This window comes from Vibrio sp. La 4.2.2 (assembly GCF_027586995.1).
In the GTDB taxonomy this organism is placed as follows: domain Bacteria; phylum Pseudomonadota; class Gammaproteobacteria; order Enterobacterales; family Vibrionaceae; genus Vibrio; species Vibrio mediterranei.
Genome location: NZ_JAPPTJ010000014.1, coordinates 72,992 through 99,065 on the forward strand (window position 1 = coordinate 72,992; position 26,074 = coordinate 99,065).

The window sequence follows — 26,074 nt, forward strand, 5'->3', positions numbered from 1 at the left end:
AAGAAAACTAGTGCAGCTGTTCTGGCTGCACTTTAACAACCTGTTTCTCAACCACATTGGCCGCGAGCTGATACTTCTGTTCCAACTTACTCTGTTTGCGAGCGAGCTTTTGGCTCTTCTTGAGTACTTTCAGCAACTTCTTCTGAGCTTTTTTCTGTGCCTTTAGGGCCTTCTTGGCTCGTTTTACCGCTTTTTTGTCCACTACGTCCATCATCTCTGAATCAATCAAATTTGCCTCTAACACTGATGTTTTGCCGACTTTTTTCTCTGAGAGCTTTTCCAACTTAGCAGGGCGAATTTGAGGCAAAGCTTCAGCAAGAACACCACATTGCTGTTGCTCGTGAACTGGCTTATTTTGACAAGAGGCAGGAGGAATCGCGGCAGGCTTGCACAGCGTTGATTTGTCCACAGAAGATCGGGAACAGGAGCGGCATAGGTATTTAGGTTCAGTGACTAATCGGTGTATTTCACCGAGGTTGTCGCTAATATCACGACGATTTAACTTACACAGACGCTTACTCATACCACTCTCCAACACCCAGACAACGAAAACAGGAATGATTCTTAGTTAGATATAACGTCTAACGCGGGCAGTTTCAAGTAACTTGCTCCAGTTACAACGAGCAAATTACTCAAATAAACAAATGAAGAGCGTTAACTCATTGATGCGTTGACATAAACATCAAAACGATTTTTTTTGGTTTCAATCGCCATTGTCGGTTTTTTCTCATCCAGCCAATTGGCGTAATCAGGACGTTTCACCACAACCCGCTTAGTCGCAAGCTTCAGAGCTGGCTCCAGTAACCCATCGGCATCTGTATCAGCGCCGACCAAAGACTGGAAAACTCGCATCTCTTTTTTTACCAGAGCAGATTTTTTCTTGTTTTCTGGATGCGGGTACATCGGGTCAAGGTAAACGACATCGGGGCGTTCAAACTGGCTGTCATCAGCGAGGGAATCCAAAGCTTCCAAGCTTGATGCGTGCAACAGAGACATTCGCTCGCTGACCCACTCTCCGATTTCTTCATCCTGCTTGGCACGTGAAAGACCGTCATCAAGTAAAGCGGCCACTACCGGGTGTCTTTCTACCATTTGTACTTTACAGCCCAGAGAAGCTAGTACAAAAGCATCGCGGCCCAGGCCTGCCGTTCCATCAAGAACGGTGGGTGTCGCACCTTTATTTAACCCAGCCGCTTTAGCAATAGCCTGTCCCTTGCCACCTCCAAACTTACGACGATGAGCCACCGCACCACCAGCAAGATCAACAAAGATAGCGCCTAGTTTAGGCTCATCCAACTTGCGTAGTTCTAGCCTTTCTTCAGTTAAAACCAGAGCGAATTCAGACGATTGGCACGCCGTTAAGCCCCAACGACTGGCAAGATCCAGTAGCTGTTGTTGGCGTGGCTCATGTTCGCAGATAAGTTGGATTTGCAAGATAGGCTCCGAATAAGGCTAAGGTATAGCGCGCAAGTTTACCTCAAGTCGCAACGGTGACCAATAACCGTGATCCGCACTAAGACGACCAGATGGAAATAGTGATAAGCTTTAGCCCCATCAATACGACCATAACCTAGGACTCGATATGCATGCCACTAATGGACTTGATGACCTCGACAAAGCGATCCTAAAAACACTGATGGAAGATGCCCGTCGCCCCTATGCAGAAATGGCGAAGCAGTTCGATGTCAGCCCTGCCACTATCCATGTGCGCATTGAAAAGATGAAAGCCGCTGGAATTATCGAAGGTACCGAAGTGGTCGTTAATACCAAAAAACTCGGCTACGACGTGTGCTGTTTTATCGGTATTAACCTTTACGCTGCGCGTGACTACCATTCTGCACTAGAGAAACTAAATGCCTTGGATGAAGTGGTTGAAGCCTACTACACCACAGGGGCATATAACATCTTCGTGAAGCTGATGTGTCGCTCAATTGAGGAGCTGCAGCACGTGTTAATTGATAAACTGCAAGCGATTGAAGAAGTACAATCGACGGAAACGTTGATCTCGTTGCAGAACCCGATTAGTCGCAATGTGAATCCTTAAGGGTTGTGTGCGCCGTATGTAGATTCCTGCGAAGCTAGCGGAATGACGGAACATTTTGAGGAAATATACTTTTAAGTCCGTCCCCCTGCGCAGGCAGGGGTCTACTCCAAAGCCCCACCAACCCAAAAAAAGGCGCTCTTTAGAGCGCCTTTTTACTATCCCAAGTGAAGGATTAAACCCACTTAGTCTTCGTTGCTTCTTTCACTGCAGACATAACCAGCGTCGGTAGTGATGCTGCCATAACGACACCGAATAAGTGACCTGCTGCTAGTGCTTCCGTGTTGAAGATTAGCTGACCTAGACCGGTATAAATAACCCCTAGCGATAGAATCGCTGACACCGCTACCGCACCTAGTAGATACGGGTTCGTGAATGGGTTTCTGCGGTATAGCGACGTAAAGGTACGTGAGTCAAATAGGTGCCATAGCTGAGCAAACACCAGCATCGCAAATGCCATTGTCTGTGCGTAGTTCGCTGAGAAACCGTTCGTCAGTGCCCAGTTAAACGCCATGTAGCTCATGCCACCTAGTGCCAGACCACGAGTCAGGATACGAGTACCTAGATGGTCACTGAAGAAGCTCTCGTTACGTTTGCGAGGCTTACGCTCCATCAGATCTTTCTCTTCTGGCTCAACACCTAACGCTAGTGCTGGTAGACCGTCCGATACCAAGTTGATCCATAGAATCATCAATGGTGTTAGCGGCAAAATAGCTTCTGGGCCCATCATTAAGAATGCGAACAGAATTACCGATACTTCACCAACGTTCGCTGTCAGAGCCTGACGGATGAACTTACGAAGGTTATCGAAGATTTGACGACCTTGGCGTACCGCTTTCACGATAGTGCTAAAGTTGTCATCCAGTAAGATAAGGTCACCTGAGTCTTTCGCAACCGACGTACCAGTAATACCCATGGCAACGCCAATGTCTGCGCGGCGCAGTGCTGGCGCATCATTCACACCATCACCTGTCATCGCAGCCACTTCGTTGTTGAACTGTTGAGCTTGAACGATACGTAACTTGTGCTCTGGCGTTACACGGGCAAATACCGCAACGTCTGGACAGATTTGACGAAGCTTATCATCGTCCATCTCATCGAGCTCTGCCCCCGTCAAAACCAAGTCTTTCTCACTACGGATGATACCGATATCACGAGCAATCGCCGCGGCAGTTAGCGCGTGGTCACCTGTGATCATTACCGTTCTTACCCCTGCTTGGTAGCAACTTTCAATGGCATCGCGTACTTCAGGACGCGGTGGATCCATGATGCCGTATAGGCCAAGCACAGTAATGTCTTTCTCAAGCTCGCTATGGTCACGCTCAAGGTCAGCTTCAGATAACGCTTTATAGCCAACCGCTAGCGTACGTAATGCATCTTGAGCAAAGTTCTCAATCGCCGCTTCATAGTTCGCCACAATCTCTTCGCTCGGGCTTGCCGCTAGCGCTAAGTTGCCGTCTGTCGCGGTTGGTGTGTGGTCTACTGGCATACCATCAACCATAAAGCCTGCAGCATTGCGAAGAATCACATCTGGTGCACCTTTAATCGCTAGGAAATGGTTACCCTCTGGATCTTTGACAATCACTGATGCCATCTTACGAGAAGAGTCGAATGGGAACTTCTCAACAATTGAATAGCCGCCTGAAGTCAGCATCTCAGACTGGTTAAGACCCGCCTTCGCCGCCGCCACAATCAGGGCGCCCTCTGTTGGATTACCACGAACCGTCGACTTGTCGCCATCCATGATGTATTCAGAGTCATTACATAATGTTGCAACCACTAGCCCTTTCATCATCTCTGGGCTTTGCTTTGCATCTGTGCTGTGCGATAGCGGCTTAAATTGACCTTCAGGGCTGAAGCCTTTACCACTTACTTCCCAGTAACGACCGCTTGCATCATACGCCTTCATTACCTGCATTTGGTTTTGGGTGAGCGTACCTGTTTTATCTGAACAGATAACTGTGGTAGAACCTAAAGTCTCTATCGCCGCCAACTGCTTAGCCAGAGCATTATTCTTCACCATACGAGTAGAACCCATGGTCAGAACAATAGTGATTACCGTAGGAAGGCCTTCAGGAATAGCGGCTACCGACAGTGAGATACCTGTATTTAAGATCTCTAGCCAAGGCATGCCATAATAAAGACCAATCGCACACACTACTGCTACTACGCCAAGCGCAACTAGCATCAAAGTCTTGGCGATGGTATCCATACGCTCTTGCATTGGTGTCTTAGTTTCTTCAGTGTTCGCCATCAGGTCGGCAATGTGACCTACTTCGGTCTGCATACCTGTCGCCACAACTAAACCTAGACCCGTGCCCGACGTAACCATGGTAGTCATAAAGCCCATGTTTAACTGGTCACCAAGACCTACCGTTTCGTCGTCAATCACTTTAGCCGTTTTATCTACCGGCTCAGATTCACCAGTCAGTGCCGCTTCGTCGATAGATAGACGATTAGCTTCTAAGATACGAACGTCAGCCGCTAGGATGTCACCTGTGCTGATTTTTAAGATATCACCAGGCACGATGTCGCTAGCTGGAATATCAATCCATTCACCATCACGCTTCACTTGTGCAGACGGTGCGGCCATTTGGCGCAGCGCTTCCATCCCTTTCTGAGCTTTGAATTCTTGCCAGAATGCGATAAGCGCATTGATAAAGATGATCGCGGTAATCGCGATAGCATCCACTAAGTGTCCGGTGAAATAGGAAACAATGGCACCCACACCTAGAATGAAGATCAGTGGGTTTTTAAATTGATGAGCAAAGAGTTCAAGCGCAGATTTTCCTGCCTTTTCTTGAAGTTCGTTTTTACCGTACTGAGATTGACGCTCCGCCGCTTCTTGTGAAGACAAACCTTGCTCTGGCGCTACACCCATCATCTGCTGGGTATTCTCAACGGTTTCAGTGAACCACTTTTTAGTCATAGGGGATACTCCGAATAAATTCAGTCGACACCGGTAGAATGGCAAACCGATAAAAAGCAATCGCTGAATATAAATTTTTAAAATCTCAACGCTGTTTGCATGTTTATTAACAATTAATGCGTAAGCGATGAGTAAAAATAAATTACCCGAAACCAAATAGGCTTGTAATTAACTTTCGGAGCGCTTACATGCACTCTAGGACGATTCTTTGACTTAAAACAAACTAGTTTTTTATTCAGAGCTTAGAACTATTTATTCATTGTAAGCAGATTTTAATAACACCTAATTTTCACTGAAATAACACTTCTGTTTTTTCGAACATTGAAACTTGTTTACACGACGGACCTTGATCAAGGTCGGAAGGTTTTGATGACGAATTATCGATTATTAATCGCTATTCAATAGTTATTCAATTGGGGAGATATATCATCTTAACGGTCTTTTCTACCAACTTAACTATTGGCTCAGCCGGTAAAATTCGCTTTCTCAACATAATAAAAAAGCCCTCAATCAAAGATTAAGGGCTCCAAATATTACTTCAATTAGATACTACGCACTGATGCCAGAATGACGTAATAGAGCATCGATCTCCGGCTCACGACCACGGAAGCGCTTAAATAGCTCCATTGGTTCTTCACTGCCACCCATTTCAAGGATGTTATTCAAGAAGCTTTGTCCTGTTTCTTTATTGAAGATGCCTTCTTCCTCAAAACGTGAATAGGCATCGGAAGACAACACTTCTGCCCACAAGTAGCTGTAGTAACCCGCGCTATAACCTCCCGCAAAGATATGACCAAAGCTGTGTGAGAAACGGTTCCATTCAAGACTTGGAAGTACGGCTACTTTCGACTTCACTTCTGCCAGAGTCTCTAGCACGCGTGCACCGATGTCTGGATCGTATTCCGTGTGCAGCGTGAAATCGAACAAACCGAACTCAAGCTGACGTAAAATAAACATCGCAGATTGGAAGTTTTTCGCCGCTAGCATTTTGTCGAGCATCTCTTTAGGTAGCGGCTCGCCTGTCTCATAGTGACCAGAGATAAACGCAAGTGCCTCTTCTTCCCAGCACCAGTTCTCTAGGAACTGACTTGGCAGCTCAACTGCATCCCAAGGAACACCGTTAATGCCTGACACCGCACCCGTATCAATCTTCGTCAACATATGATGAATACCATGACCTGTTTCGTGGAACAGAGTCACGACTTCATCATGAGTGAACATGGCAGGTTTACCGCCGACTGGCTTATTGAAGTTACACGTTAGATACGCCACTGGTGTTTGCAGTTCACCGTCAAGATCGGTGCGTCGTACACGACACTCATCCATCCACGCACCACCACGCTTGTGTTCACGCGCGTACAGGTCAAGATAGAAGCTACCGCGCAGTGTGTCAGTGCTGTCAAAAATATCGAAGAAGCGGACTGACTCATGCCAAGTGTCTACCCCTTCACGCTCTTTAATCTGCATCCCGAAGACGCGGTTTAGCACTTCAAACAACCCGCTGACCACTTTTGATTCTGGGAAGTAAGGGCGCAGCTCCTCATTAGAGAATTGGAACAGGTGCTGTTTCTGCTTCTCACTGTAGTAAGCAATATCCCAAAGGTTTAGCTCAGTCACGCCGAACTCTTTTTCAGCAAACTGGCGTAGCTCCTCTACTTCACGCTCACCTTGAGGTTTAGCTTTAGTCGCAAGATCATTCAGGAAGCCAAGCACTTGGGCTGGGCTTTCTGCCATCTTGGTCGCCAGTGACTTTTCACTATAAGTACCAAAGCCAAGCAAGCGGGCGATTTCATGGCGCAGCTTAAGTTGCTCAGCGATAATCTCAGTGTTGTCCCATTTACCCGCATTTGGACCGCGATCAGAAGCGCGCGTCACGTAGGCTTCGTACAGCTCTTTACGTAGCTCTTGGTTATCGCAGTAGGTTAGAACTGGGAGGTAAGACGGAATATCCAATGTCAGTAGATAACCTTCTAACTCTTTCGCCTCAGCTGCCGCTTTTGCCGCCGCGAGTGCCGATTCTGGCATACCGGCTAGCTCGTTCTCATCAGTAATGTGCTTAGTCCAACCCATGGTGGCATCTAGGACATTATTAGAGAATTGCGAGCCTAGCTCAGACATACGCTTGCTGATTTCACCATAGCGATGCTGCTCATCGGCTGGCAGACCAATACCAGACAACTCAAAATCACGCAGTGAATCTTTGATGGTTTTCTGTTGCGCTTGGGAAAGCGTGTTAAACGCGTCACTGGCTTTGATCGCTTTGTACGCTTCATACAGCCCCTTGTGCTGCCCCACCCAAGTGCCGTATTCAGAAAGAATTGGTAGGCAGCTTTCATACGCTTCACGCAATTCATCACTGTTCATCACTGAGTTCATATGGCTCACAGGTGACCATAAGCGGCTAAGCTTGTCATCAATTTGCTCGATTGGCGCAACGACATTGTCCCAAGTCGGGTTGGTGTTACCTTCAAGCACTTCATCTATTTTAGCTCGGCATGCCTCAATCGCTTGTTCAACGGCTGGCTTCACATGCTCAGGCTTAATTTGAGAGAAAGGAGGTAAGTCGGTAAACGTCAGTAGTGGATTTGCCATGCAGCGTCCCTTTTTAGTTATTGGATTCCCTCACTTCATTGGAAGGCAAGTGAGCGTAATTAATAGATAAATGTAGTCTCGAAACAGAAATTTCAATCCTTCGAGATTCAATTACGGTGATTCAAAACACCAACTCCTCTGCCGCTTCTCGTCAGAAGAGGTTATAATCCGTCCATTATTGTTAAACAGAGTCTTTATTTTGCTGAGCTATCGTCACAGTTTTCACGCGGGTAACCATGCCGATGTGGTTAAACACATAGTACAAAGTCTTATCCTTAATTCACTAAAAAACAAGGAAAAGCCATTCGTTTATCACGATACTCATTCGGGCGTAGGCCGTTATGACCTTACCCACGAATGGTCTGAGAAAACTGGTGAATATAAGCAAGGCATCGGTCGTATTTGGGGAAATGCCGACATTCCTGAAGATATCGCCAGCTACATTGAATCGATAGAGACACTGAACAACAGCGACACACTGCGTTATTACCCAGGTTCTCCTCGTGTGGCGCGTGCCCATTTGCGTCCTCAAGACCGTATGGTATTAACAGAATTACACCCAAGCGACTTTCCATTACTTGAGCAAGAATTCCATCGTGACCGTCAAGTCAAAATCTTTAAAGAAGACGGTTTTAAGCGCTTAAAAGGCAGCTTGCCACCAGCAGAACGCCGTGGTTTGGTCTTGATCGATCCACCTTATGAACTCGCTCGTGAATATCGTGATGTCGTGACGGCCATTGCCCAAAGTTATAAACGCTGGGCAACGGGTATTTATGCGATTTGGTACCCTGTGGTCAATCGCTATGATATCGACGATATGATTGAAGGCTTAGAAGGTCTTGGTATTCGCAAGATTTTGCAAATCGAACTTGGTGTCTCACCAGATACTAACGAACGCGGAATGACAGCTTCGGGCATGATTGTCATCAACCCTCCGTGGAAGCTAGAGCAGCAAATGAATGCCATTTTGCCGTACCTTAAAGACAAGATCGCTCCAGCAACAGGCCACTTTAAAGTGGAGTGGATTGTCCCAGAGTAATTTTTGGGAAACACTTCTAATCTCAAGAAAAGGCGTAATCAATTGTTTTAAAGCAATATTGCGCCTTTCTTAATTGCGCTTATTTTTAGCTCTCCAGAAAATATTTCGACTTTATTGAAATTATTTTCGTCTTTCTCTCGCCTCCCGCGTCTTACTAGTGAAAGTACCGAAGCCATGTGCAATGAGTACACCCTAATAGCCTAATGAGGAAAACCCTGATGATTAAGATTTTTAGCTTTAAGATTTGTCCTTTTGTCCAACGTGTCACTGCTGCACTGGAAGCAAAACGCATTCCCTATGAGATTGAATACATCAGCCTAAAAGACAAGCCACAATGGTTCCTAGATATCTCACCCAATGGTCAGGTGCCAGTGATGGTCACGGAATCAGGTACCGCTTTGTTTGAATCAGACGCTATCATTGAATACATCGAAGATGAATATGGTCCGATTGAACAAGGCGTGAGTAACGAGCAGCGCGCACTCGATCGTGCATGGAGCTATTTAGGCTCTAAACACTACCTTGCTCAATGCGGCACAATGAGCAGCAAAGATAAAGAGACCTTTAAAGAACGTGCGGAAAAACTGATTAAGGCATTCCAAAAGGCAGAGAATCATCTATCTGGTAACACCAAGTTTTTCAAGTCGGACACCTTCAGCAATGTTGATATGTCGTGGTTACCACTCTTGCACCGCGCTGCAATTGTAAAAGCGCACTCTGGCTATGATTTTTTCTGCGGACTGCCAAAAATGCAAGCGTGGCAACGCAACATCATGGAATCAGGATTGGTCGAGAAGACCGTCTCTAGCGACTTTGAAACGCGGTTTGCTGATTTCTACCTAACTAATACTTACCTTGCTACTGGAAAAGACGTGCAAGCTAAACAAGATTGCTCAACATCAAGCTGTTGTGGCTAAGCGACTTTTATAGAGGGCGTAATGCCCTCTTATCTCGTCATTAATCGTTATTACTCATAATTAACTCTGCTTTTTCCCATTGGAGAAAGTTGCTAGACTCGATTTATAGTATGGATAGCGATTCTTAACAAAACATTGCGATGATATTGAGTTCCCTACTCTTCACCCCAATGTATCGGTTACTAGCAATCATAAAATTAATAAGCTCTCGGAGAACGTAATGGCAACGCATTTTGACTATATCTGTATTGGTGGTGGCAGCGGCGGTATCGCATCTGCAAACCGTGCGGCAATGTACGGCGCGAAGGTCGCGCTGATTGAAGCTCAAGATCTTGGCGGTACCTGTGTAAACGTTGGCTGTGTGCCAAAGAAAGTCATGTGGCACGGTGCACAAGTTGCTGAAGCGATGAACCTGTACGCAGAAGACTATGGTTTTGATGTCGACGTTAAAGGTTTCGATTGGAGCAAACTGGTTGAGAGCCGCCAAGCATACATTGGCCGTATTCACCAATCTTACGATCGCGTGCTTGGCAACAACAAAGTTAATGTCATTCGTGGTTTTGCTAAGTTTGTTGATGCGAAAACTGTCGAAGTGAACGGCGAGCACTACACAGCTGATCACATCCTTATTGCCGTTGGTGGTCGTCCAACCATTCCAAATATTCCAGGCGCAGAATACGGCATCGATTCTAATGGTTTCTTTGAGCTAAGCGAGCAGCCAAAACGCGTTGCAGTTATCGGCGCAGGCTACATTGCAGTAGAAATCGCAGGTGTACTACACGCACTAGGTACAGAAACTCACCTATTCTGCCGTAAAGAATCACCTCTACGTAGCTTTGACCCAATGATCATCGAGACGTTGGTTGAAGTAATGAATACCGAAGGTCCAACGCTGCACACCCACTCCGTGCCTAAAGAAGTGGTTAAAGAGGCGGACGGTAGCCTAACGCTACATCTTGAAAACGGTGAGAGCCAAAATGTTGATACCTTGATTTGGGCAATCGGTCGTCACCCAGCGACAGATGCAATTAATCTTGGTGCTACAGGTGTGGCAACCAACGATCGTGGCTACATCAAAGTCGATGAGTACCAAACCACGAATGTAGATGGTATTTACTGTGTTGGTGACATCATGGAAGGCGGCATTGAGCTCACTCCAGTTGCCGTTAAAGCAGGTCGTCAGCTTTCTGAGCGCCTATTTAACAACAAACCAGATGCGAAGATGGACTACGACCTAGTACCAACTGTGGTATTCAGTCATCCACCTATCGGCACCATCGGCCTAACCACACAACAAGCGGAAGAGAAGTACGGCAAAGATAACATCAAAGTCTACACCTCTGGCTTCACTGCTATGTACACAGCAGTAACCAAGCATCGCCAGCCATGTAAGATGAAACTGGTTTGTGCTGGCCCAGAAGAGACGGTTGTTGGCTTGCACGGCATCGGCTTTACTGTTGATGAAATGATTCAAGGTTTTGGCGTTGCGATGAAGATGGGCGCGACCAAAGCAGACTTCGACTCTGTCGTGGCAATTCACCCAACGGGTTCCGAGGAATTCGTGACGATGCGTTAACGCATACACTCTATTTTCAAAGCCCAGCACCTCATGCTGGGCTTTTTTGTTTTAGAGTCATTGCACACTTCAACGAGAGTTTCACCTTAGCCACTCAAGTAAGGTTTGAAATGCCTCGCATAGAGAAAGCATCAAGCACGAAATTCATGGGTTTCACGATCACTCTTCCATGGCCTTTTCTATAGTTTGTTGCGCTAGAAAGTAACGCCTTCTCACTACAGGTGAATCTATCTAGCCTAGATAAATAATATTGAAAAGGAACGTCAGATGAAAACCTCTCGATGGCTTATGGCAGCAAGCACTACCTGCTTAAGCTTACCTACCCTTGCGGTAAACCCGCACCCTGATCCACAAAATCCAACCGGGTATATTATTGCCCGTAGCGACATACAAAATAGTGAAGCAAGCAAAACTAGCAACCCCATGTACAGAGTGTGGGCTGAGGCATTGCAGACAGCCTCAAACTCTGTCGTGGATTCGATTGATGCAGGCTTAGCAACCAACCCAAGTAACGTAAAACGGGCTGAGCGAGTCTTCCCACGTGATGAATGGGACTTTCTCACTCATATGGCTGCGCCAGAGTACACCTATCAGCGCTTTTTACAGGCTATTGGTAAATTTCCAGCGTTTTGTGGTGACTATAGCGACAATCGAGATGCCGATGCTATTTGTAAGCGTTCCATCGTGACCGCCTTCGCCCATTTTGCCCAAGAAACCGGAGGTCACATCGCCAAGGATAACTCTTGGGATAACCCTTTAGCTCTCGAAGAATGGCAGCAAGCACTGGTTCATGTGCGCGAAATGGGTTGGTCCGAAGGACAGCCAGGCTATACCACGGGGTGTGGTCAGAATGATTGGCAAAACAAACGTTGGCCTTGCGCCGCCAACCAAGGCTATTTTGGTCGTGGCGCTAAACAACTCTCTTACCACTTCAACTACGGTCCTTTTTCTGAAGTGATGTTTGATGGTGATGCAACGGTGTTACTCGATAACCCAGCGCTTGTGGCTGACTCGTGGTTAAACCTCGCCTCTGCTATCTGGTTTTTTTTAACGCCACAAGCACCAAAGCCCGCCATGTTGCATGTTATTGATAGAACTTGGGTCCCATCTCAGCGAGAAGTAGAGGCTGGTATTGGCTATGGGTTTGGTACCACCATCAACATCATCAATGGTGGTATTGAATGTGGGGAGCAGAATAAAAACAAAGGGCAGCCAGTTAACCGAATTCGTTACTGGGAAGGGCTCGCTGCACACTATCAGATTCCCATTGAAGCCGACGAGACCAATACGTGTTGGCAACAAACCCCTTATGGAAGCTTGAACTTAAACGGCGCAACAGATGTACTTTACACTAACTGGGAAGCCAGTTGGGCTTATCATGCTGACCGTCCTGAAGGCGTCTCTTTTGAATGTAACTTGGTCGGTTACCAAACTGCTTACTCTGCTCTCGTACCCGGTGACTATGAAAAATGCGTCACCAACTTTTATGGCTCCCACGCCAATTGGCCAGAAGTGCGGATTGTGGACACTCTTCCCTCAACAGATAACGACAATGGAGGTACTGGCGACGGGAATAGTGGTGGAAGCACCACCACGCCACCTGAAATTAATCTAGTTACTTGGATTCCGGGTAGTACATCTGTCAGCAATGGCGATACCGTAAGCTACCAAGGAAAGTGTTTTATTGCTAAGAACAACCCTGGTGTTTGGGAGTCGCCCACACAATCAAACTGGTTCTGGGGTGAAGTCGTTTGCCCTTCAGCGTGATCAAACCAGTAAAAGCTGCTCTGTATGGAGCAGTTTTTACACAACTTTTATCTAAGTACTCTTCCCGCACCTGATTATATTTCTTATAGTTTCTAAAGACTGTAAGGAGTTATTAATGGATAAAAAGCACATATTTTTCTTCGATGCCATGCGCTGTGTGGCGGCACTCGCTGTCATCATTATTCATGCGCTAGGCCCTTACCGTCATGAACTCGGACAGATCCCTATGGGCGAATGGATTACCGCTATCACCTTTAATGGATTCAGTCGCTGGGCAGTCCCGGTGTTTATTTTGATAACCGGCGCCCTCATGCTCAACGACAAGCGACCGTTTGATATGAAATATTATCTGTCTCGTCGTCTCGGTAAAGTGCTGATTCCATTTATCGCATGGTCACTTTTCTACGCTTACTTATCCGGATGGACCATTGAAGGCTTTAACGGCAATACGGTTAAAGAAGTCTTGTCTGAGAGCTATCACCATCAGACCTATTACCATCTTGGGTTCTTTTACTACTTTATTCCGCTTTATGTGGCGATCCCGTTCTTGCAGGTGTTCGTTCGCAAGTTTGATGACAGCGCACTTTACGCATTTACCGGCCTTTGGTTACTCACTACGCTGTTGTTCTTATTAAGAGTTGATGGTCCTTGGAGCGAGCAGTTCTGGCTTTATATGGGCTTATTACCTCTGGGCTATATCCTGTATCAGAAGCTGCCAGCGAGCCGAGGCGTGGTTACTGTGTCCATTATTCTGGGTGTTGGCGCGATGGCGCTGAGCAGTTATATGGTAGTTCAAGGAAGTATTGACGAAGGTCGTTATTATGTTGGACGCTGGTTCTCTTACAAGACTCTAAATACCGTCCTAGCGGCCAGTATGATATTTATCGTTTGCAAAGCCTACGCCGACAAGCTTTGGCCAGGAGCAAAGAAAGTGGTGAGCTTTATTAGTAAATACAGCTTGGGTATTTATATTCTTCACCCGCTATTCCTGTGGCCGATGAACGAACTCGGCCTACATCAAGGTCACCCAATCTATATGATTCCATTTTGGGTTATTGTCAGCGGCAGTTTGGCATTAGCAACCAGTTGGTTGTTGTCACTCAGCAGTAAGACTCGTTGGTTATTGCCTTAAAGGTTATTTACCCACACACACTACATTGAGCAAAGTATTGCCTTTTAACGGTGATACTTTGCCATTAGTAAACAGCCCTTTCTGACCATCTCCCCAATACGGCATTTGTAGTGGCCAGCGATTTTTCTGCATCACTTGTGATTTTACCAAGGCTTGCCAGTCTTCATTACTCGCCAAATGCATATCAAGGTCACTGCATACCTTTATGGCAGACTGATAACTCAAGCGGTTCCACGCTTTATCATGTTCCATATAGAACTGATGACTACTATTAGCGATATAAGGCACGCTATAACGCTGTCCATTAACTTCCGCATTTAACCGAACACCCAATGAAGCCTTAGCGCTGGTCGCAAGAGGCGTTATCTTCTCAGCTTTCCTTACTGGCTTGGATGCCAGCGGCTTAGCCGTTTTAGCGGGAACTTGCTGCGTCACTTTGGCAGTACGTTGAGGTGCGTTGGCAGAAGCGTTGCGTTCCACTTGGCGGATAAAAGCATCACGATAACCAGATAAGGCTTTGACTTGAACAAGCTCTTGCTTGGCGATCTCAGCATCGCTGTATGGACCAATCAGACAACGATAGCTATTTTTCTGAGGCAGCATCCACACATCGGTGGTGATTTTGGCGTACAAGGTTTTCGCTTGAGTCAGTGCCATGGGTGCATCAAGAATGCCGCACTGAATCCAATAAAGCGATGTTGCGCTTACGGGAACTTCATTGCTCCAAATCCCATCTCCAATCGGACAAGATTTATCTAAAACCGGCAGTTCATTGGTGGAGGGCTGGGAAGCGTCACACAACGCATCCTCAGCATAAACTGGTAAAGGAACCACACTACTGGTTAACAACAAGGTGCCCAACAAAGCACTAAACGAAAAACAACCTAATCCCTTTACACCATTTAAAGAGCTCATAAACATCCTCTGAACACTCTTGGCTATTGTTATCAGCGGCACAAATAAAAAGAGCCGCAATTATCTGCGACTCTTAGTGTAGTGACGATCGGGATTAAAAATCAATCACTCTGGATCACCCTTTGTAGATTTTCGGGTTGAATACATCACGTAGCCAGTCACCTAGTAGGTTAATAACCAACACTAAGGTAATCAGAACAATGCCTGGGAACACGGTAATCCACCACGAACCAGAGAAAATGTAGTTAAAACCGATACTGATCAAAGAGCCCAATGATGGCTGGTCTACTGGCAGACCAAGACCTAAGAACGACAGCGCCGCTTCGGACATGATTGCATTCGCAACCTGTACCGTTGAGATAACCAAAATTGGCGACAAACAGTTAGGCAGAATATGACGGAACATGATACGTGGCGCTCTAAAGCCCATCACTCGCGCTGCTTCTACATACTCTTTCTTTTTCTCTGCAAGAACCGAGGCACGGATAGTACGTGCATACTGCGGCCATTCCGCCACACCAATTATCACGACCAGCATGGTCACGGCATATTGGCTATAGAACTCAGTGCCGAAGCTGGCCTTAAAGATAGCAGAGACTATGATCGCAACCATCATGGTTGAAAACGACAACTGAACATCAGCAAAACGCATCAAGAAGCTATCGATACGACCACCGAAGTAACCCGCTGATAGACCAATCACAATACCTAGGAATAACTGTAAACCTACCGCTAGGAAACCAATGGTCAGAGACAGTCGAGAACCATAAAGAATGGTGGATAAAATATCACGACCTTGGTCATCGGTGCCTAATACGAAGTTCTCGTCACCGTCTTCCATCCAAGATGGCGGCAGCTCCGAGTCCATAATATCGATAGACGATAAATCATATGGGTCAGTAGGGGCGATGACAGGCGCAGCTAGTGCTAACACCAAGAACATCATGAAGACCGTAAAACTTGCCATAGCGACTTTGTCGCGCTTGAAGTAATACAAGAAGTCCGAGTTTTTAAAACGCTCCCACGCTGAAGGAGCAGCAGCTACATTTGCTTGGTTCATGGTTATGCTCCTTTTCCAGTTAGGTTTACGGTTGGGTTAATCAAGCCGTACAACAAGTCAACGATAGTGTTCGTCACCACGAAGATAAGGCCAACGAAAATAACGTAAGCGGTAATCAATGGTGTATCTACACGGTTAATCGCTTCAAGGAAAAGGAAGCCTGTGCCAGGCCACTGGAAGACGGTTTCAGTCAGGATGGTATACGCCACCATAGTACCGATCTGAACACCACCAACGGTCAAAACAGGTAACATCGTGTTTTTAAGGGCATGTTGATAGTAGATTTTTTTAAGAGGTAGCCCTTTTGCTTTCGCAAACTTGATGTATTCCGAGCTCAGTACTTCTAACATTTCAGAACGAACCAAGCGAATGAAAAGTGGCAACATAATCGATGCCAATGCGATACATGGCAAGATAAGGTGCTTAATACCATCGATTGTGAAGAATCCTGACTCCCAACCGAGCACGTTCGCAGTTTCACCACGCCCGAAAGACGGTAGCCAGCCTAACTCAATAGAGAATACATACATCAGCATGATCGCCGTTAGGAAAACCGGAATCGAGATACCAATACTACTGCCGGCCATCACCAGCTTGGTAAAGAAACTCTTTGGGTGAATTGCCGAGTACACACCGAGTGGTATCGATAAACAAATAATAATAAGCGTCGCGCCGAATACCAGCTCTAGTGTTGCCACCAGCTTATCGAGAATAACCTCAACGGCAGGACGTTTGAAAAAGTATGAAGTGCCAAGATCGCCTTGCAGCGCTGCACCAATAAAACGAGTGTATTTTGTTACGAAAGGATCGTTGAGGCCCAACTCATCACGCAGTGCTTGACGCTCTGCTTCCGAAACCGACTGACCTACAAGCTCACGCAGCGGGTCACCCAGGTTATCCTGAATGGCAAACGCCACCAAACTGATCACAAACATCACTATCAGTGCCTGAAACAGGCGCTTGACCAGAAACGAAAACATTCCTTGCCCCTTAACTATCCATAGATCTCATTGAGAGAGAAACATTCAGTCTTAATAACCGCTCAATCCGACTGAAATAAACTGAGCTGAGTAGAGAGAATTGAGGAGGGGAACACTCCCCTCCTACATCACAATCACTTGTGATTATTCAACCACTAGGTCGCCAAAGTAAGGCATTACCATTGGGTTAACAATTGCTGCTGCTTTCACGTTAGACTTCGCGCCCCACGCTTCACTTTGCCAGTGTAGCGGTACGAATGCTGCGTCGTTGTATAGTGTCGCCTCAACGCCTTTCAGCATTTCAGCACGCTTAGCAGGATCCGTTTCTACGTTTGCTGCTTCAACAATCGCATCCATTTCTGGATTTGAGTAGTGACCACAGTTGTACTGACCACGACCCGTTTCTTCGTTACGAGTCATTGTTAGGAACTCGTTGAAGTTCGCTGAATCTTCAGTATCTGAGTGCCAACCGATCATCATCATGTCTGCTGCACACACATCAAACTCTGGCCAGTATTGCGCTTTAGGCATTGTCTTAAGATCTACTTTGATGCCGATCTTAGACAGCATCGCTGCCGCTGCTTGCGCTACTTTCGCGTCGTTCACATAACGGTTGTTAGGTGCCATCATCGTTAGCGTGAAGCCATTCTCATAGCCAGCTTCTTTCATCAACTCTTTCGCTTTTTTCACGTCGTAACGTGGAACAAGCGCATCGTTGTGACCAACGTAGCCTGTTGGGCTTTGCTGACCAGCAGCGGTTGCGAAGCCTTTCATGATTTTCTTAACGATACCTTCGTTGTTGATTGCGTGAACAATCGCCTGACGAACGCGAACATCTTTCAGTGCTTCGTTGCTTTCTTGGTTCATTTGGAACGTGATGATACGCGTACCAGGTAGCGTCACTAGATCAACACCTTCAGCGCTAGCGACACGTTTGTGGTCGTTTGGCGCAACTGGGTGAATCATGTCAACACCGCCAGAAAGAAGTGCTGCTACACGCGTTGCATCTTCTTTGATTGGTACTAGTGTTAGCTTGTCTACGTTACCTTTAGATTCTTTGTCCCAGTAATCAGCGAAACGCTCAAATTCAACCTTAACGCCTTGCTCACGAGCCGTTACGATGAATGGACCAGTACCCGAAACATGCGTCGATGCAAAAGAGTTACCATGCTTAACTAGCTCAGATTTGTCTTTGCCATCTGCCGTTTTACCTGAGTAAAACTTGCTATCCATAGGGAAGATGTACGTCGCTGTTTGCAGTACAAGTGGGTAAGGACCTTTAGTCACTAGGTCAAACGTGTAGTCATCAACCTTAACGATTTTCTCATACGGGTCGAAGATAGCTTTAAAGTCAGGAGAGCTTTGAAGACGGTTAAATGTCCAAACAACATCGTCTGCTGTTAGGTCATTACCAGAGTGGAACTTAACGCCTTCACGTAGCTTAAAACGAACCGTCGTGTCATTCACACGTTCCCAGCTTTCAGCTAGACGAGGTTCGAAGTCCATTTCTTGGGTGAAACGAACGAGTGGGTCAAATACCATGTGTGACATTTGCAATGTGCCACCAGACAACTGCTCATGCGGGTCTAGAGATACTGGGTCAGCTGCATAGCCAACTTTGATATCTGCTGCCAGAGTATTAAAACTTAGGCCCGCTGCCATTAGCGCCACTGCTAATTTGCTTTTCATGGTTCTCATTTGCATAACTCCTTCATGCGGGGATCCGGATCCCTTGTTGTTGTGTTTGCTTCTGTTATCGAGTCCCAATAGGGAATTGTATGGCTTACGCCGTTTTTGCTACATCATCTCTTAAGCCTTTGAATTCAGGCATTAAGGAAATTAGGTGCTGACTGTATTCATGCTGCGGATCAGTAAACAACTGCTCCGTCGGTGCCACTTCCAATAGAGTACCCATTTGCATCACGCCCACTCGGTCACACATTTGACGAATTACCGGCAAGTCATGACTGATGAACAACATGGTCAGATTAAGTTCTTGTTGTAGATCTTTGAGTAGGTTAAGTATTTGAGCCTGAACCGATACATCAAGTGCCGACGTTGGTTCATCACAAATCAACAAACGAGGACGCGTTGCTAGTGCACGTGCGATAGAAATACGCTGACGCTGACCACCTGAGAATTCATGTGGGTACTTCACTCCCGCCATTTTTCCTAGGCCTACGTGCTCAAGCAGGTCTTCGACGATTTGCTTAGTTTCGCTTTCGTTTGCCGTCAGTTTATGGAATCGAATCGGCTCTGCAATGATGTCGTAGATTTTCATACGAGGGTTCATCGACGTGTACGGGTTCTGGAACACCATCTGCATCTGGCGACGCATCGGGCGACGCTCTTTCTCAGACTTCAGCGACGTAAGGTCAATACCTTCAAACGTGACTTTGCCAGAGTTAGGGGCATAGAGACCTGCAATCACACGTGCAATGGTCGATTTACCCGATCCCGATTCACCCACTAATCCAAACGTTTCACCTTCATGTACTTCAAAGCTAACGTTGTTTGATGCTTGAACATACTCACGTCGGCTTTCAAATAGCGAATCTTTAGTAACGAAGCGTAGGTTGACGTTTTCTACGTTAAGAAGCGGACCAGTATAATCACGGTGATCTTGGCTTTGACCCAACCAGTGGTTCTTAACATCCAACGGTTCCATCTCATGTGCTTCTTCGATGTAGCTCACAAGAGGGAAACGATCGAGTTTCATGTCTGAACGCGGTACTGCAGAAATCAGGCTACGTGTGTATGGGTGATCAGGTTCACCCAGTACTTTTGCCGTTGGCCCAAACTCTACCAAGTCACCACGGTACATTACCGCTACGCGATCCGTTACGTTAGAAACCACACCCATATCGTGCGTCACCAACATACAACCAACATTGTTCTTGATGCACAGGTCGCGAATCAAACCTAAAATTTGATCCTGAATCGATACATCAAGTGCTGTCGTAGGTTCATCCGCAATGATCAGGTCCGGTTCGCCGGCAAGCGCGATAGCGATCACCACACGCTGACGCATACCACCAGAGAATTGGTGAGGATATTGCTTCAAGCGGTTTTCTGGTTGTGGGATACCCACTTGATTCATAAGATTGAGCGCGCGTTGATACGCTTCATCATCCGATACCTTCATATTGGCATGGATGGTTTCTTTTAATTGTTGCTCAACAGTGAATAGTGGGTTGAGAGAGGTCATTGGGTCTTGGAATATAAACCCGATTTTTGAGCCACGAACTTTGCGCATCGCTTCTGGTGTTAGACCAGAGACTTTTTCTCCATCTAGGAAAACCTCACCACCAGCAATAACGCCAGGAGGTGAAAGCAAATCGATAACAGCGTTACCTACCGTTGACTTGCCCGCGCCGGACTCCCCAACCACACCGACTATTTCGCCGCGTTCAATATTGAACGACAAAGATTTAACCGCGGCATGTACCCCATGGCGTGATGGGTATTCGATACGAAGATCTTTTACTTCTAATAGTGACATTACCAGACCTCTACTGCTTTGGCAGCTTTCTGCCCCTGTCTGAAAAATTGAATCCATTCTTAGGCAGCATTTTCTGCTGACTATTTATAAGGGCATCAATTTGGCAAATCTTTCACAGAAAAGCAACAAAAATAGGATAAAAATTCGAAATTGAGCAAATCTAAAGCAGTATAAATAAATATATATGCAGTTTAAGTACATATAGTAGTGATACAAGTGGCATGAAAAGTTGATGTACACTCAGAAATTCGTGCTAGACAACGAATATAAAACGCCGAACTTCACGTTATCGGCAATATTTATGACTAATGCCACCCGCATATTTATTCTGATGTAGTTTTAACACTATAGAAACATAAATTTTGTAACATGACAGAGTGCAGCACCAAACTCTAGATCTGCATCACATTTAATACACTGATCACTTTGATAATTCGATTACACAGTATTTTCCGCTATTGTGATTTACAACAAGTCACAACCCTGCATACTGAACAAAATACTGGCCATCGTTCGATCGGTAGAATTTAGCTCCAATTCTTACTCATGAAGAATGGGGGAAATGTTATTCAATGGAAGTTTTCATAGACGAACCACTGAAGATTTAGCCGTAGCAATGGCACTCAACAGTCAAATCACCCATCAAGCGCCATAATTACGTTTTAGTGAGGTGTAGTTGTCGGTTCAAAACGGAAAATAGCTTCTATTTTCCTCCACAATTGTTCGCCCGCGATAAATATCGCCGCTACAAAGGTGATATCGCAAGCCAGTGCTATTACCTTTCGATACTCTATCCAGCCCACTCCAAAGGTTGGAAAGTAAAACAGCACAATATTCATAACAGGGCCTGCCACTACCATCAGTAGTAATCCCATATAGTAGCTAAGCCTTGTCGAGTGCCGGCTAGGTTTGAGCTTCAGTAAATGTCTGACAAACCAATTTCTGATTTGCTGCAGGCGCTCCTTGCCTAACAAGCACAGAGCGACAATAGTCGCCACTTCAGGTACACCAAAAATCATTGCACCGCTAAGTAGCGCTTTTTTACTGCTGCAAATCTCCATTGAACTAATCAAGGGAATTAGTAACGGACTTGATAAAGCGAGCAACAGTGCCACCATGCCCAAGCTAACTCGCAAATAAGCTAATACTGAGCGGAACAAAACGCCAAAATCTAATTTCATTTATCGAACACCCTGTTACCCCTCATATAAGAATAAGGGGAGGATAGAAGGGGAAAGCGACTAGTGTATGTCCCTGCGGAGCACTGAGGTCTTACAGCGTATTCCACCACAAAGCTTCGCGTGATGAGCAAATGGAACGGTCACAACCGTTAGCCCTTTTGCTTCCAGTTTTCGATTGAGGGCTGGGGTCTCTTCTGGCATTAAGATGTGGTTTTCATCAAGCATCACTGCACAAGGCCCGGTTGCCAGCGCTTCTTCTCTGTTTGCCCATACCACATCAAAGTCATCCATAAATTCAGGTAAGCCCTTTGGAAAGGCATCTCGATAGGCGATAACAAGTTTAGGGCCGGCTACACACATAACGGCGAACAAATGATGGATTCCTGTATCCTCCACTTCTGTTATGCATACTTGGTAACCATCATGTTCTAGCATGCGCTTAACCCATTCAGCGCCACGAGCGTTAGTTGATGAAGGGCCCGTTGCCACCAGTACTCTTCCATCGCCTAAGTTGAGTACATCTCCCCCCTCATAAATATAATCTCGACTTAGCGTCGGCCTTGGTGCCGTGTAATGTAAAATGTGGTTATCACCATCAATAAATGGCTGATGGAGTTCTCGCACTGGCGCAATAGAAGCCCAGCCCATATCGCTTGCCCAAACATTCTCCAAAACATTTCGACCTACAACCCAAATAGGTTCTGCAGCGAAGATTTGGGTAAAGACATTCGTTCTTTGGCACGCGGTTATCTCTTCTTCAGGCACTTCCCTAGCCTGATGAACCTTTACGCCAAAGCTCTGAAACGCCTTGACCAACGCATCATTCTCACGCTCTAAAGCCGCAGAAAATGGCGGAGAAGCATGAGAAAGTAACTGTCCTCCCGCTTTTTCACAGAGATCATATAAGTCGGGCTGAAGTACACTCTGATAAGTTGCTTTTACCTCTTCTGTTAGTACTGGCAGGCGGAAGTTCTGGCTATAACCCACAATCACCTCTAGAAGCTTCCCATAAAGGTTGAACTCCCCATAACTGTGCTTGGTTGCAGCTGGTACATAAACTTGGTTTTGTGTTGTGATTTTCGACATAGGATTACTCCTCAAATGGGTTAGAAAAAGAGAGTCCTTTCTCCGATGAACACTTTGAGGTTAACCCAGTCGGCTAAAGAGCAAAAAACACTCTGCGCAGTGAAAGGCTTTCACTTTGGGCGGATATAAGAAGGCAACTGAAACAGGAGGATAATGCGCCCTGACCACAACTCGATAGGAAACCAACCCCTCAACTTCAACACCCGCTTCACTACCAATATAAGTTGACATACTGGGCAATTGCAGCTGATTCGATTTTAACGGCTCACTATTACTTTGCTCGATAATGGTGTAATGCAAGTCGGCAATATTGTTTTCCACTGACGACTCGCTGACCAGCAACACGCGGGTATGCTTGTCTTTTTTAATCAACTTGCTTTCTCGCAACCCAATAGTGACATCACCACTAAATATGTTCACAACATTGAGTTGCAATTCAGCGACATAGTCTGCTGCACGTAAGGAAGGAGCGGCGATTAACACCAACATGAAGGAGAGCTTTCGTAAACAGCCCATTTCTATCACCTTTGCACGTATTTTTCCGAACGGTAGCGTAGTCGAGTTAAGTTCAGCAAGAAACTTAAACTCTGAACGTAAATCCATACTACTCTGGTTACCAACTAGGTTCCGTTCAACTGACTATAACGAGCTAGGCGATTGATCAACTTGGCTTCTGCTTTTAACTGCTGCTGCCATACCAAGCTAAATCGCTTTTGATAGCTAGGCTTTTCCGTCAGTTCTACTTTACCTTCACTCAAAGCCCTAGTTACCTCACCTTTTGGTAGCCAGCCTTTGCCATAAAAATTTATCAAGGCCTCAAGCATATCAGCCGGTCGGTTAAATGAAATAAGGTCTTCGTGTTGGTCCGTATCGTTGATCCACAGCGGCTGTCCGCTTTCATCGTGAACAGACATAACCCGATGCTGTTTGTTTATCTGTAACGGTGCCTGTACCTCGACAAACTGGCGCTCTCCAACATGTTGAGCTTCAAGAAAAGGAGCTAAATGCGGTAATGGTTGAGTCAATGCTAAATCACATTGCTGTTTTATCAGTAGCTGATGAATAGTTGCAGTATCAGTGCGAAACAAATCTACGCTTCGAAGCGAATTGTCAGCAATGATAAGTTGAGAGAGCTGATTTACTTCATCCAGTGCGATGCCGTAATCAAAACAAACCCGCAGCTTTTTGACATTCTCTTTACTGGAGAACGTGTGAGTGAGGGCCAGCACATCATCAAACTCCATTGCTCGCGGCAGAAATTTCAGACCAAAAGAGGACAGTTTAAGTGGCCGAGTACCTTTAATAAACAGCTCATAACCAAGAGAAGCTTCCAAACGACTCACAGTTGCCGTAAGCGCTGGCTGACTTTTACCAAGTGCTCGTGCCGCTTTTCTCATGCTGCCATGATGGGCAATGGCAACAAAGGTTTTGATTTGATCAAGAGTCATCCTATTGTCTACCTTCCGTTGATTTGTTCATCGCCCAGTCTGTCAAACATTGCAACGCTTGACTCCCTGTTAAATGCTCTCCCCAGAAAACTAATACCCCCCAAGTCGCCTTGAGGTGTGGTTCTGTTACGATTTTCATGGTGTTCGTTAGTTCAATATTGTTGCGCACCGCAGACGTATGACTTGGTAACTCCGAGAGAATGGCGGCTATTTGCTGATGATCAGTGACTTGAATTTGCCAAGGGCAAGGGAAATCGAATCGCCTGTATATTGGAGCGGAAGTTCGCATGACATGAGAGATAGAGAGTTGAGGCAGTGTCAGAAGGTGCCCACTGTCGAATACGATTGACGGCTGGTTGCTAGATTCTAACAACCTTTCACTACTGGTAATCAAATGACTATCCACAGTACCAAGTGAAAAAAAGTTTGGCGTTTCGGGCCAAGGTAAATCAACCAGTGTCACTATCCAATCTAGGCGCTGAGCATTAAAGGCAGCAATCAATTCATCACTAGGCAAGCAATTGACTCTAATACTGATATCCAAATCGATGATAGAAGCTAAGATTTCTTGTTGCCAGACTCGAGGTAAAGCGATATCAACACCGAGAGTCATCTGTGTTGGCGACTCAACGACCACTGTATTTTTAAGCTCATAGTAGCTAGCAATTACGGCCTCTGCCCAAGGGAGTATCGCCTCCCCTTTTTCCGACAACTGTTTCTTGCCCGAGCCAACAACAAACAGCTCACCCCAGCGGCTTTCCAAATTCTGTATCGCCAGACTTACCGGGCCGTGAGTCTTGCCAAGCTTTTCAGCCGCCGCTACCACCGATCCTGTTTTCGCAACAGCGACAAAGCTCTCTAACTGCTCAATTGATGCCAAGTGATAACCTTTTTAAACCATTAGATCTAGATATTAGTTTATCAAAGATATTTAACATGGCCTCACGTTTTAGGGAAAGCACTGATTTTGGCTTGCAACATCATGTAGGGAATGCGGGATAAGACAAGCACATTCACCCAATGTCTATATGAGGTTTTTATGAATATCAATGCCATCAAAGCATTTGTTATTACTACCGAACTCGGCTCCATTTCCGCAGCTGCGAAAGCGATGAACAAAGGTCGAGTCCAAGTAAGTCAGTGGATCGCCAATCTTGAGTTGGATTGGGGGATCGAGCTGTTTGATCGTGCTGGGCACAAACCCGTGTTAACAGAACAAGGTCAAGCGCTCTTGGATAAAGCATCATCCATTCTACAGCTGTCTGAAAAGTTAGCGTCTCACGTCGAGAAAATAAACGGTTCGGGCGCAGGCTGCATCCGACTTGGGATCACGACATTTATCGACCCGAAAATTGTTTCTCATCTTATCCACCAGCTGCGCGACATTGATGCTGAAATGGATCTGCAGATTGAATTTTCGCCTTGTGATGACCTCATAGCGTCAACCGATTACGACTTTATTATTAGTCACTATCCCTATAGCGGGATTGGTCACTGGGAGTTTATGAATGTCACACAGCGCCAATTCGTTTCAGTCTGCGCACCTCAACATTCTATCGCCCAACTCGATGAAGTCTCTACAGAACAGCTCAGCCAGCATTTGGCTATCGCTATTACGCAGCATAATGAATCTTTATGGGGTAGTTACAAGTTCGACACCATGTCGGTCAACAACGTGGCAACCGCAAGACAACTCGCCAAAGATGGCATTGGATGGATTTGTATCGATCAAGACTCAATTAAACATGAGTTGAACAATAATGAGCTCGTCATCATCAATCACCGCGAAGCCATTCAGCGAAGTAAGTTTGGCCTTGGCTACCGCGATTCACACTGTGCTAATGGAATACGAGAAGTACTCTATAACGTTCTTCGTCAGCACGTCTCGCACTAGCGCCGCCTCTGTAAT

21 protein-coding genes are annotated in these 26,074 nt (G+C 46.0%); 7 read left to right on the forward strand and 14 right to left on the reverse strand.

What is annotated here, in order from left to right:
- Positions 1–7: 7 nt before the first annotated feature.
- Positions 8–523, reverse strand: a complete 516-nt coding sequence (locus tag OH456_RS23090; protein WP_270034316.1) for a hypothetical protein — start codon at positions 521–523, stop codon at positions 8–10.
- 131 nt (positions 524–654) lie between these two features.
- A complete protein-coding gene (locus tag OH456_RS23095; RefSeq protein WP_006072084.1) occupies positions 655–1,434 on the reverse strand; it encodes a class I SAM-dependent methyltransferase in 780 nt (259 codons plus the stop codon).
- A gap of 148 nt (positions 1,435–1,582) precedes the next feature.
- On the opposite strand from OH456_RS23095, the gene asnC reads away from it, so the two are divergent.
- Positions 1,583–2,044, forward strand: coding sequence for a transcriptional regulator AsnC (gene asnC / locus OH456_RS23100; RefSeq protein WP_006072083.1), 462 nt, complete (start codon positions 1,583–1,585; stop codon positions 2,042–2,044).
- Positions 2,045–2,216: 172 nt separating this feature from the next.
- Here asnC and OH456_RS23105 read toward each other — a convergent pair whose 3' ends face one another.
- Together OH456_RS23105 and prlC are read right to left on the reverse strand one after the other, a co-directional pair.
- Entirely contained in the window at positions 2,217–4,970 is a 2,754-nt protein-coding gene (locus OH456_RS23105) for a cation-translocating P-type ATPase (protein WP_270034317.1), read from the reverse strand.
- Between the two features lie 549 nt (positions 4,971–5,519).
- On the reverse strand, positions 5,520–7,562 hold the full coding sequence (gene prlC / locus OH456_RS23110) for an oligopeptidase A (protein WP_198558530.1): 2,043 nt from the start codon (positions 7,560–7,562) through the stop codon (positions 5,520–5,522).
- Between the two features lie 199 nt (positions 7,563–7,761).
- Between prlC and OH456_RS23115 the strand changes: the two genes are divergently transcribed.
- From OH456_RS23115 to OH456_RS23135, 5 genes are all read left to right on the forward strand, one after another.
- Complete coding sequence (locus OH456_RS23115; RefSeq protein WP_006072078.1) at positions 7,762–8,601, forward strand: 23S rRNA (adenine(2030)-N(6))-methyltransferase RlmJ; 840 nt, start codon at positions 7,762–7,764, stop codon at positions 8,599–8,601.
- A gap of 218 nt (positions 8,602–8,819) precedes the next feature.
- Positions 8,820–9,518 (forward strand): glutathione S-transferase family protein, encoded by a 699-nt coding sequence (locus OH456_RS23120; protein ID WP_270034318.1) that lies wholly within the window; start codon positions 8,820–8,822, stop codon positions 9,516–9,518.
- Positions 9,519–9,738: 220 nt separating this feature from the next.
- Positions 9,739–11,094 (forward strand): glutathione-disulfide reductase, encoded by a 1,356-nt coding sequence (gene gorA, locus OH456_RS23125; RefSeq protein WP_006072074.1) that lies wholly within the window; start codon positions 9,739–9,741, stop codon positions 11,092–11,094.
- A 288-nt stretch (positions 11,095–11,382) separates the two neighbouring features.
- Positions 11,383–12,861, forward strand: a complete 1,479-nt coding sequence (locus OH456_RS23130) for a chitinase (protein WP_443088644.1) — start codon at positions 11,383–11,385, stop codon at positions 12,859–12,861.
- 115 nt (positions 12,862–12,976) lie between these two features.
- Positions 12,977–13,993: an acyltransferase gene (locus tag OH456_RS23135; RefSeq protein ID WP_171393516.1), complete on the forward strand. Its 1,017-nt coding sequence runs from the start codon at positions 12,977–12,979 to the stop codon at positions 13,991–13,993.
- A 3-nt stretch (positions 13,994–13,996) separates the two neighbouring features.
- Here OH456_RS23135 and OH456_RS23140 read toward each other — a convergent pair whose 3' ends face one another.
- The 10 genes from OH456_RS23140 to OH456_RS23185 form a co-directional block, all read right to left on the reverse strand.
- Entirely contained in the window at positions 13,997–14,908 is a 912-nt protein-coding gene (locus OH456_RS23140) for an SPOR domain-containing protein (protein ID WP_164491440.1), read from the reverse strand.
- Between the two features lie 115 nt (positions 14,909–15,023).
- Complete coding sequence (locus tag OH456_RS23145) at positions 15,024–15,968, reverse strand: ABC transporter permease (protein WP_270034321.1); 945 nt, start codon at positions 15,966–15,968, stop codon at positions 15,024–15,026.
- Between the two features lie 2 nt (positions 15,969–15,970).
- Positions 15,971–16,948: an ABC transporter permease gene (locus tag OH456_RS23150; protein WP_006072065.1), complete on the reverse strand. Its 978-nt coding sequence runs from the start codon at positions 16,946–16,948 to the stop codon at positions 15,971–15,973.
- Positions 16,949–17,092: 144 nt separating this feature from the next.
- Entirely contained in the window at positions 17,093–18,646 is a 1,554-nt protein-coding gene (locus OH456_RS23155; RefSeq protein ID WP_124940481.1) for an ABC transporter substrate-binding protein, read from the reverse strand.
- An 85-nt stretch (positions 18,647–18,731) separates the two neighbouring features.
- Positions 18,732–20,450: a dipeptide ABC transporter ATP-binding protein gene (locus OH456_RS23160; RefSeq protein ID WP_006072061.1), complete on the reverse strand. Its 1,719-nt coding sequence runs from the start codon at positions 20,448–20,450 to the stop codon at positions 18,732–18,734.
- A 662-nt stretch (positions 20,451–21,112) separates the two neighbouring features.
- Entirely contained in the window at positions 21,113–21,631 is a 519-nt protein-coding gene (locus OH456_RS23165) for a transporter suffix domain-containing protein (protein ID WP_031494526.1), read from the reverse strand.
- A gap of 60 nt (positions 21,632–21,691) precedes the next feature.
- On the reverse strand, positions 21,692–22,717 hold the full coding sequence (locus OH456_RS23170) for a dimethylarginine dimethylaminohydrolase family protein (protein ID WP_006072058.1): 1,026 nt from the start codon (positions 22,715–22,717) through the stop codon (positions 21,692–21,694).
- A 60-nt stretch (positions 22,718–22,777) separates the two neighbouring features.
- The gene (locus OH456_RS23175) at positions 22,778–23,320 is read right to left on the reverse strand and encodes a hypothetical protein (RefSeq protein WP_252038605.1); all 543 of its coding nucleotides are present in this window, start codon (positions 23,318–23,320) and stop codon (positions 22,778–22,780) included.
- 17 nt (positions 23,321–23,337) lie between these two features.
- Positions 23,338–24,165: a LysR family transcriptional regulator gene (locus OH456_RS23180; protein WP_270034322.1), complete on the reverse strand. Its 828-nt coding sequence runs from the start codon at positions 24,163–24,165 to the stop codon at positions 23,338–23,340.
- A gap of 1 nt (position 24,166) precedes the next feature.
- A complete protein-coding gene (locus tag OH456_RS23185; protein WP_270034323.1) occupies positions 24,167–25,045 on the reverse strand; it encodes a LysR family transcriptional regulator in 879 nt (292 codons plus the stop codon).
- Positions 25,046–25,204: 159 nt separating this feature from the next.
- Here OH456_RS23185 and OH456_RS23190 point away from each other — a divergent pair, with 159 nt between their 5' ends.
- Entirely contained in the window at positions 25,205–26,059 is an 855-nt protein-coding gene (locus OH456_RS23190; RefSeq protein WP_124940475.1) for a LysR family transcriptional regulator, read from the forward strand.
- Positions 26,060–26,074: the final 15 nt, after the last annotated feature.

Excerpts from the sequence above, each read along its gene's own strand:
- gorA (WP_006072074.1), top strand. The coding sequence starts at position 9,739 with ATGGCAACGCATTTTGACTATATCTGTATTGGTGGTGGCAGCGGCGGT.
- asnC (WP_006072083.1), top strand. The coding sequence starts at position 1,583 with ATGCATGCCACTAATGGACTTGATGACCTCGACAAAGCGATCCTAAAA.
- OH456_RS23175 (WP_252038605.1), bottom strand. The coding sequence starts at position 23,320 with ATGGATTTACGTTCAGAGTTTAAGTTTCTTGCTGAACTTAACTCGACT.
- OH456_RS23180 (WP_270034322.1), bottom strand. The coding sequence starts at position 24,165 with ATGACTCTTGATCAAATCAAAACCTTTGTTGCCATTGCCCATCATGGC.
- OH456_RS23165 (WP_031494526.1), bottom strand. The coding sequence starts at position 21,631 with ATGAAATTAGATTTTGGCGTTTTGTTCCGCTCAGTATTAGCTTATTTG.
- OH456_RS23160 (WP_006072061.1), bottom strand. The coding sequence starts at position 20,450 with ATGTCACTATTAGAAGTAAAAGATCTTCGTATCGAATACCCATCACGC.
- OH456_RS23130 (WP_443088644.1), top strand. The coding sequence starts at position 11,383 with ATGGCAGCAAGCACTACCTGCTTAAGCTTACCTACCCTTGCGGTAAAC.
- OH456_RS23135 (WP_171393516.1), top strand. The coding sequence starts at position 12,977 with ATGGATAAAAAGCACATATTTTTCTTCGATGCCATGCGCTGTGTGGCG.
- OH456_RS23170 (WP_006072058.1), bottom strand. The coding sequence starts at position 22,717 with ATGTCGAAAATCACAACACAAAACCAAGTTTATGTACCAGCTGCAACC.
- OH456_RS23145 (WP_270034321.1), bottom strand. The coding sequence starts at position 15,968 with ATGAACCAAGCAAATGTAGCTGCTGCTCCTTCAGCGTGGGAGCGTTTT.
- OH456_RS23140 (WP_164491440.1), bottom strand. The coding sequence starts at position 14,908 with ATGAGCTCTTTAAATGGTGTAAAGGGATTAGGTTGTTTTTCGTTTAGT.
- OH456_RS23155 (WP_124940481.1), bottom strand. The coding sequence starts at position 18,646 with ATGAGAACCATGAAAAGCAAATTAGCAGTGGCGCTAATGGCAGCGGGC.
- OH456_RS23150 (WP_006072065.1), bottom strand. The coding sequence starts at position 16,948 with ATGTTTTCGTTTCTGGTCAAGCGCCTGTTTCAGGCACTGATAGTGATG.
- OH456_RS23190 (WP_124940475.1), top strand. The coding sequence starts at position 25,205 with ATGAATATCAATGCCATCAAAGCATTTGTTATTACTACCGAACTCGGC.
- prlC (WP_198558530.1), bottom strand. The coding sequence starts at position 7,562 with ATGGCAAATCCACTACTGACGTTTACCGACTTACCTCCTTTCTCTCAA.
- OH456_RS23105 (WP_270034317.1), bottom strand. The coding sequence starts at position 4,970 with ATGACTAAAAAGTGGTTCACTGAAACCGTTGAGAATACCCAGCAGATG.
- OH456_RS23120 (WP_270034318.1), top strand. The coding sequence starts at position 8,820 with ATGATTAAGATTTTTAGCTTTAAGATTTGTCCTTTTGTCCAACGTGTC.
- OH456_RS23090 (WP_270034316.1), bottom strand. The coding sequence starts at position 523 with ATGAGTAAGCGTCTGTGTAAGTTAAATCGTCGTGATATTAGCGACAAC.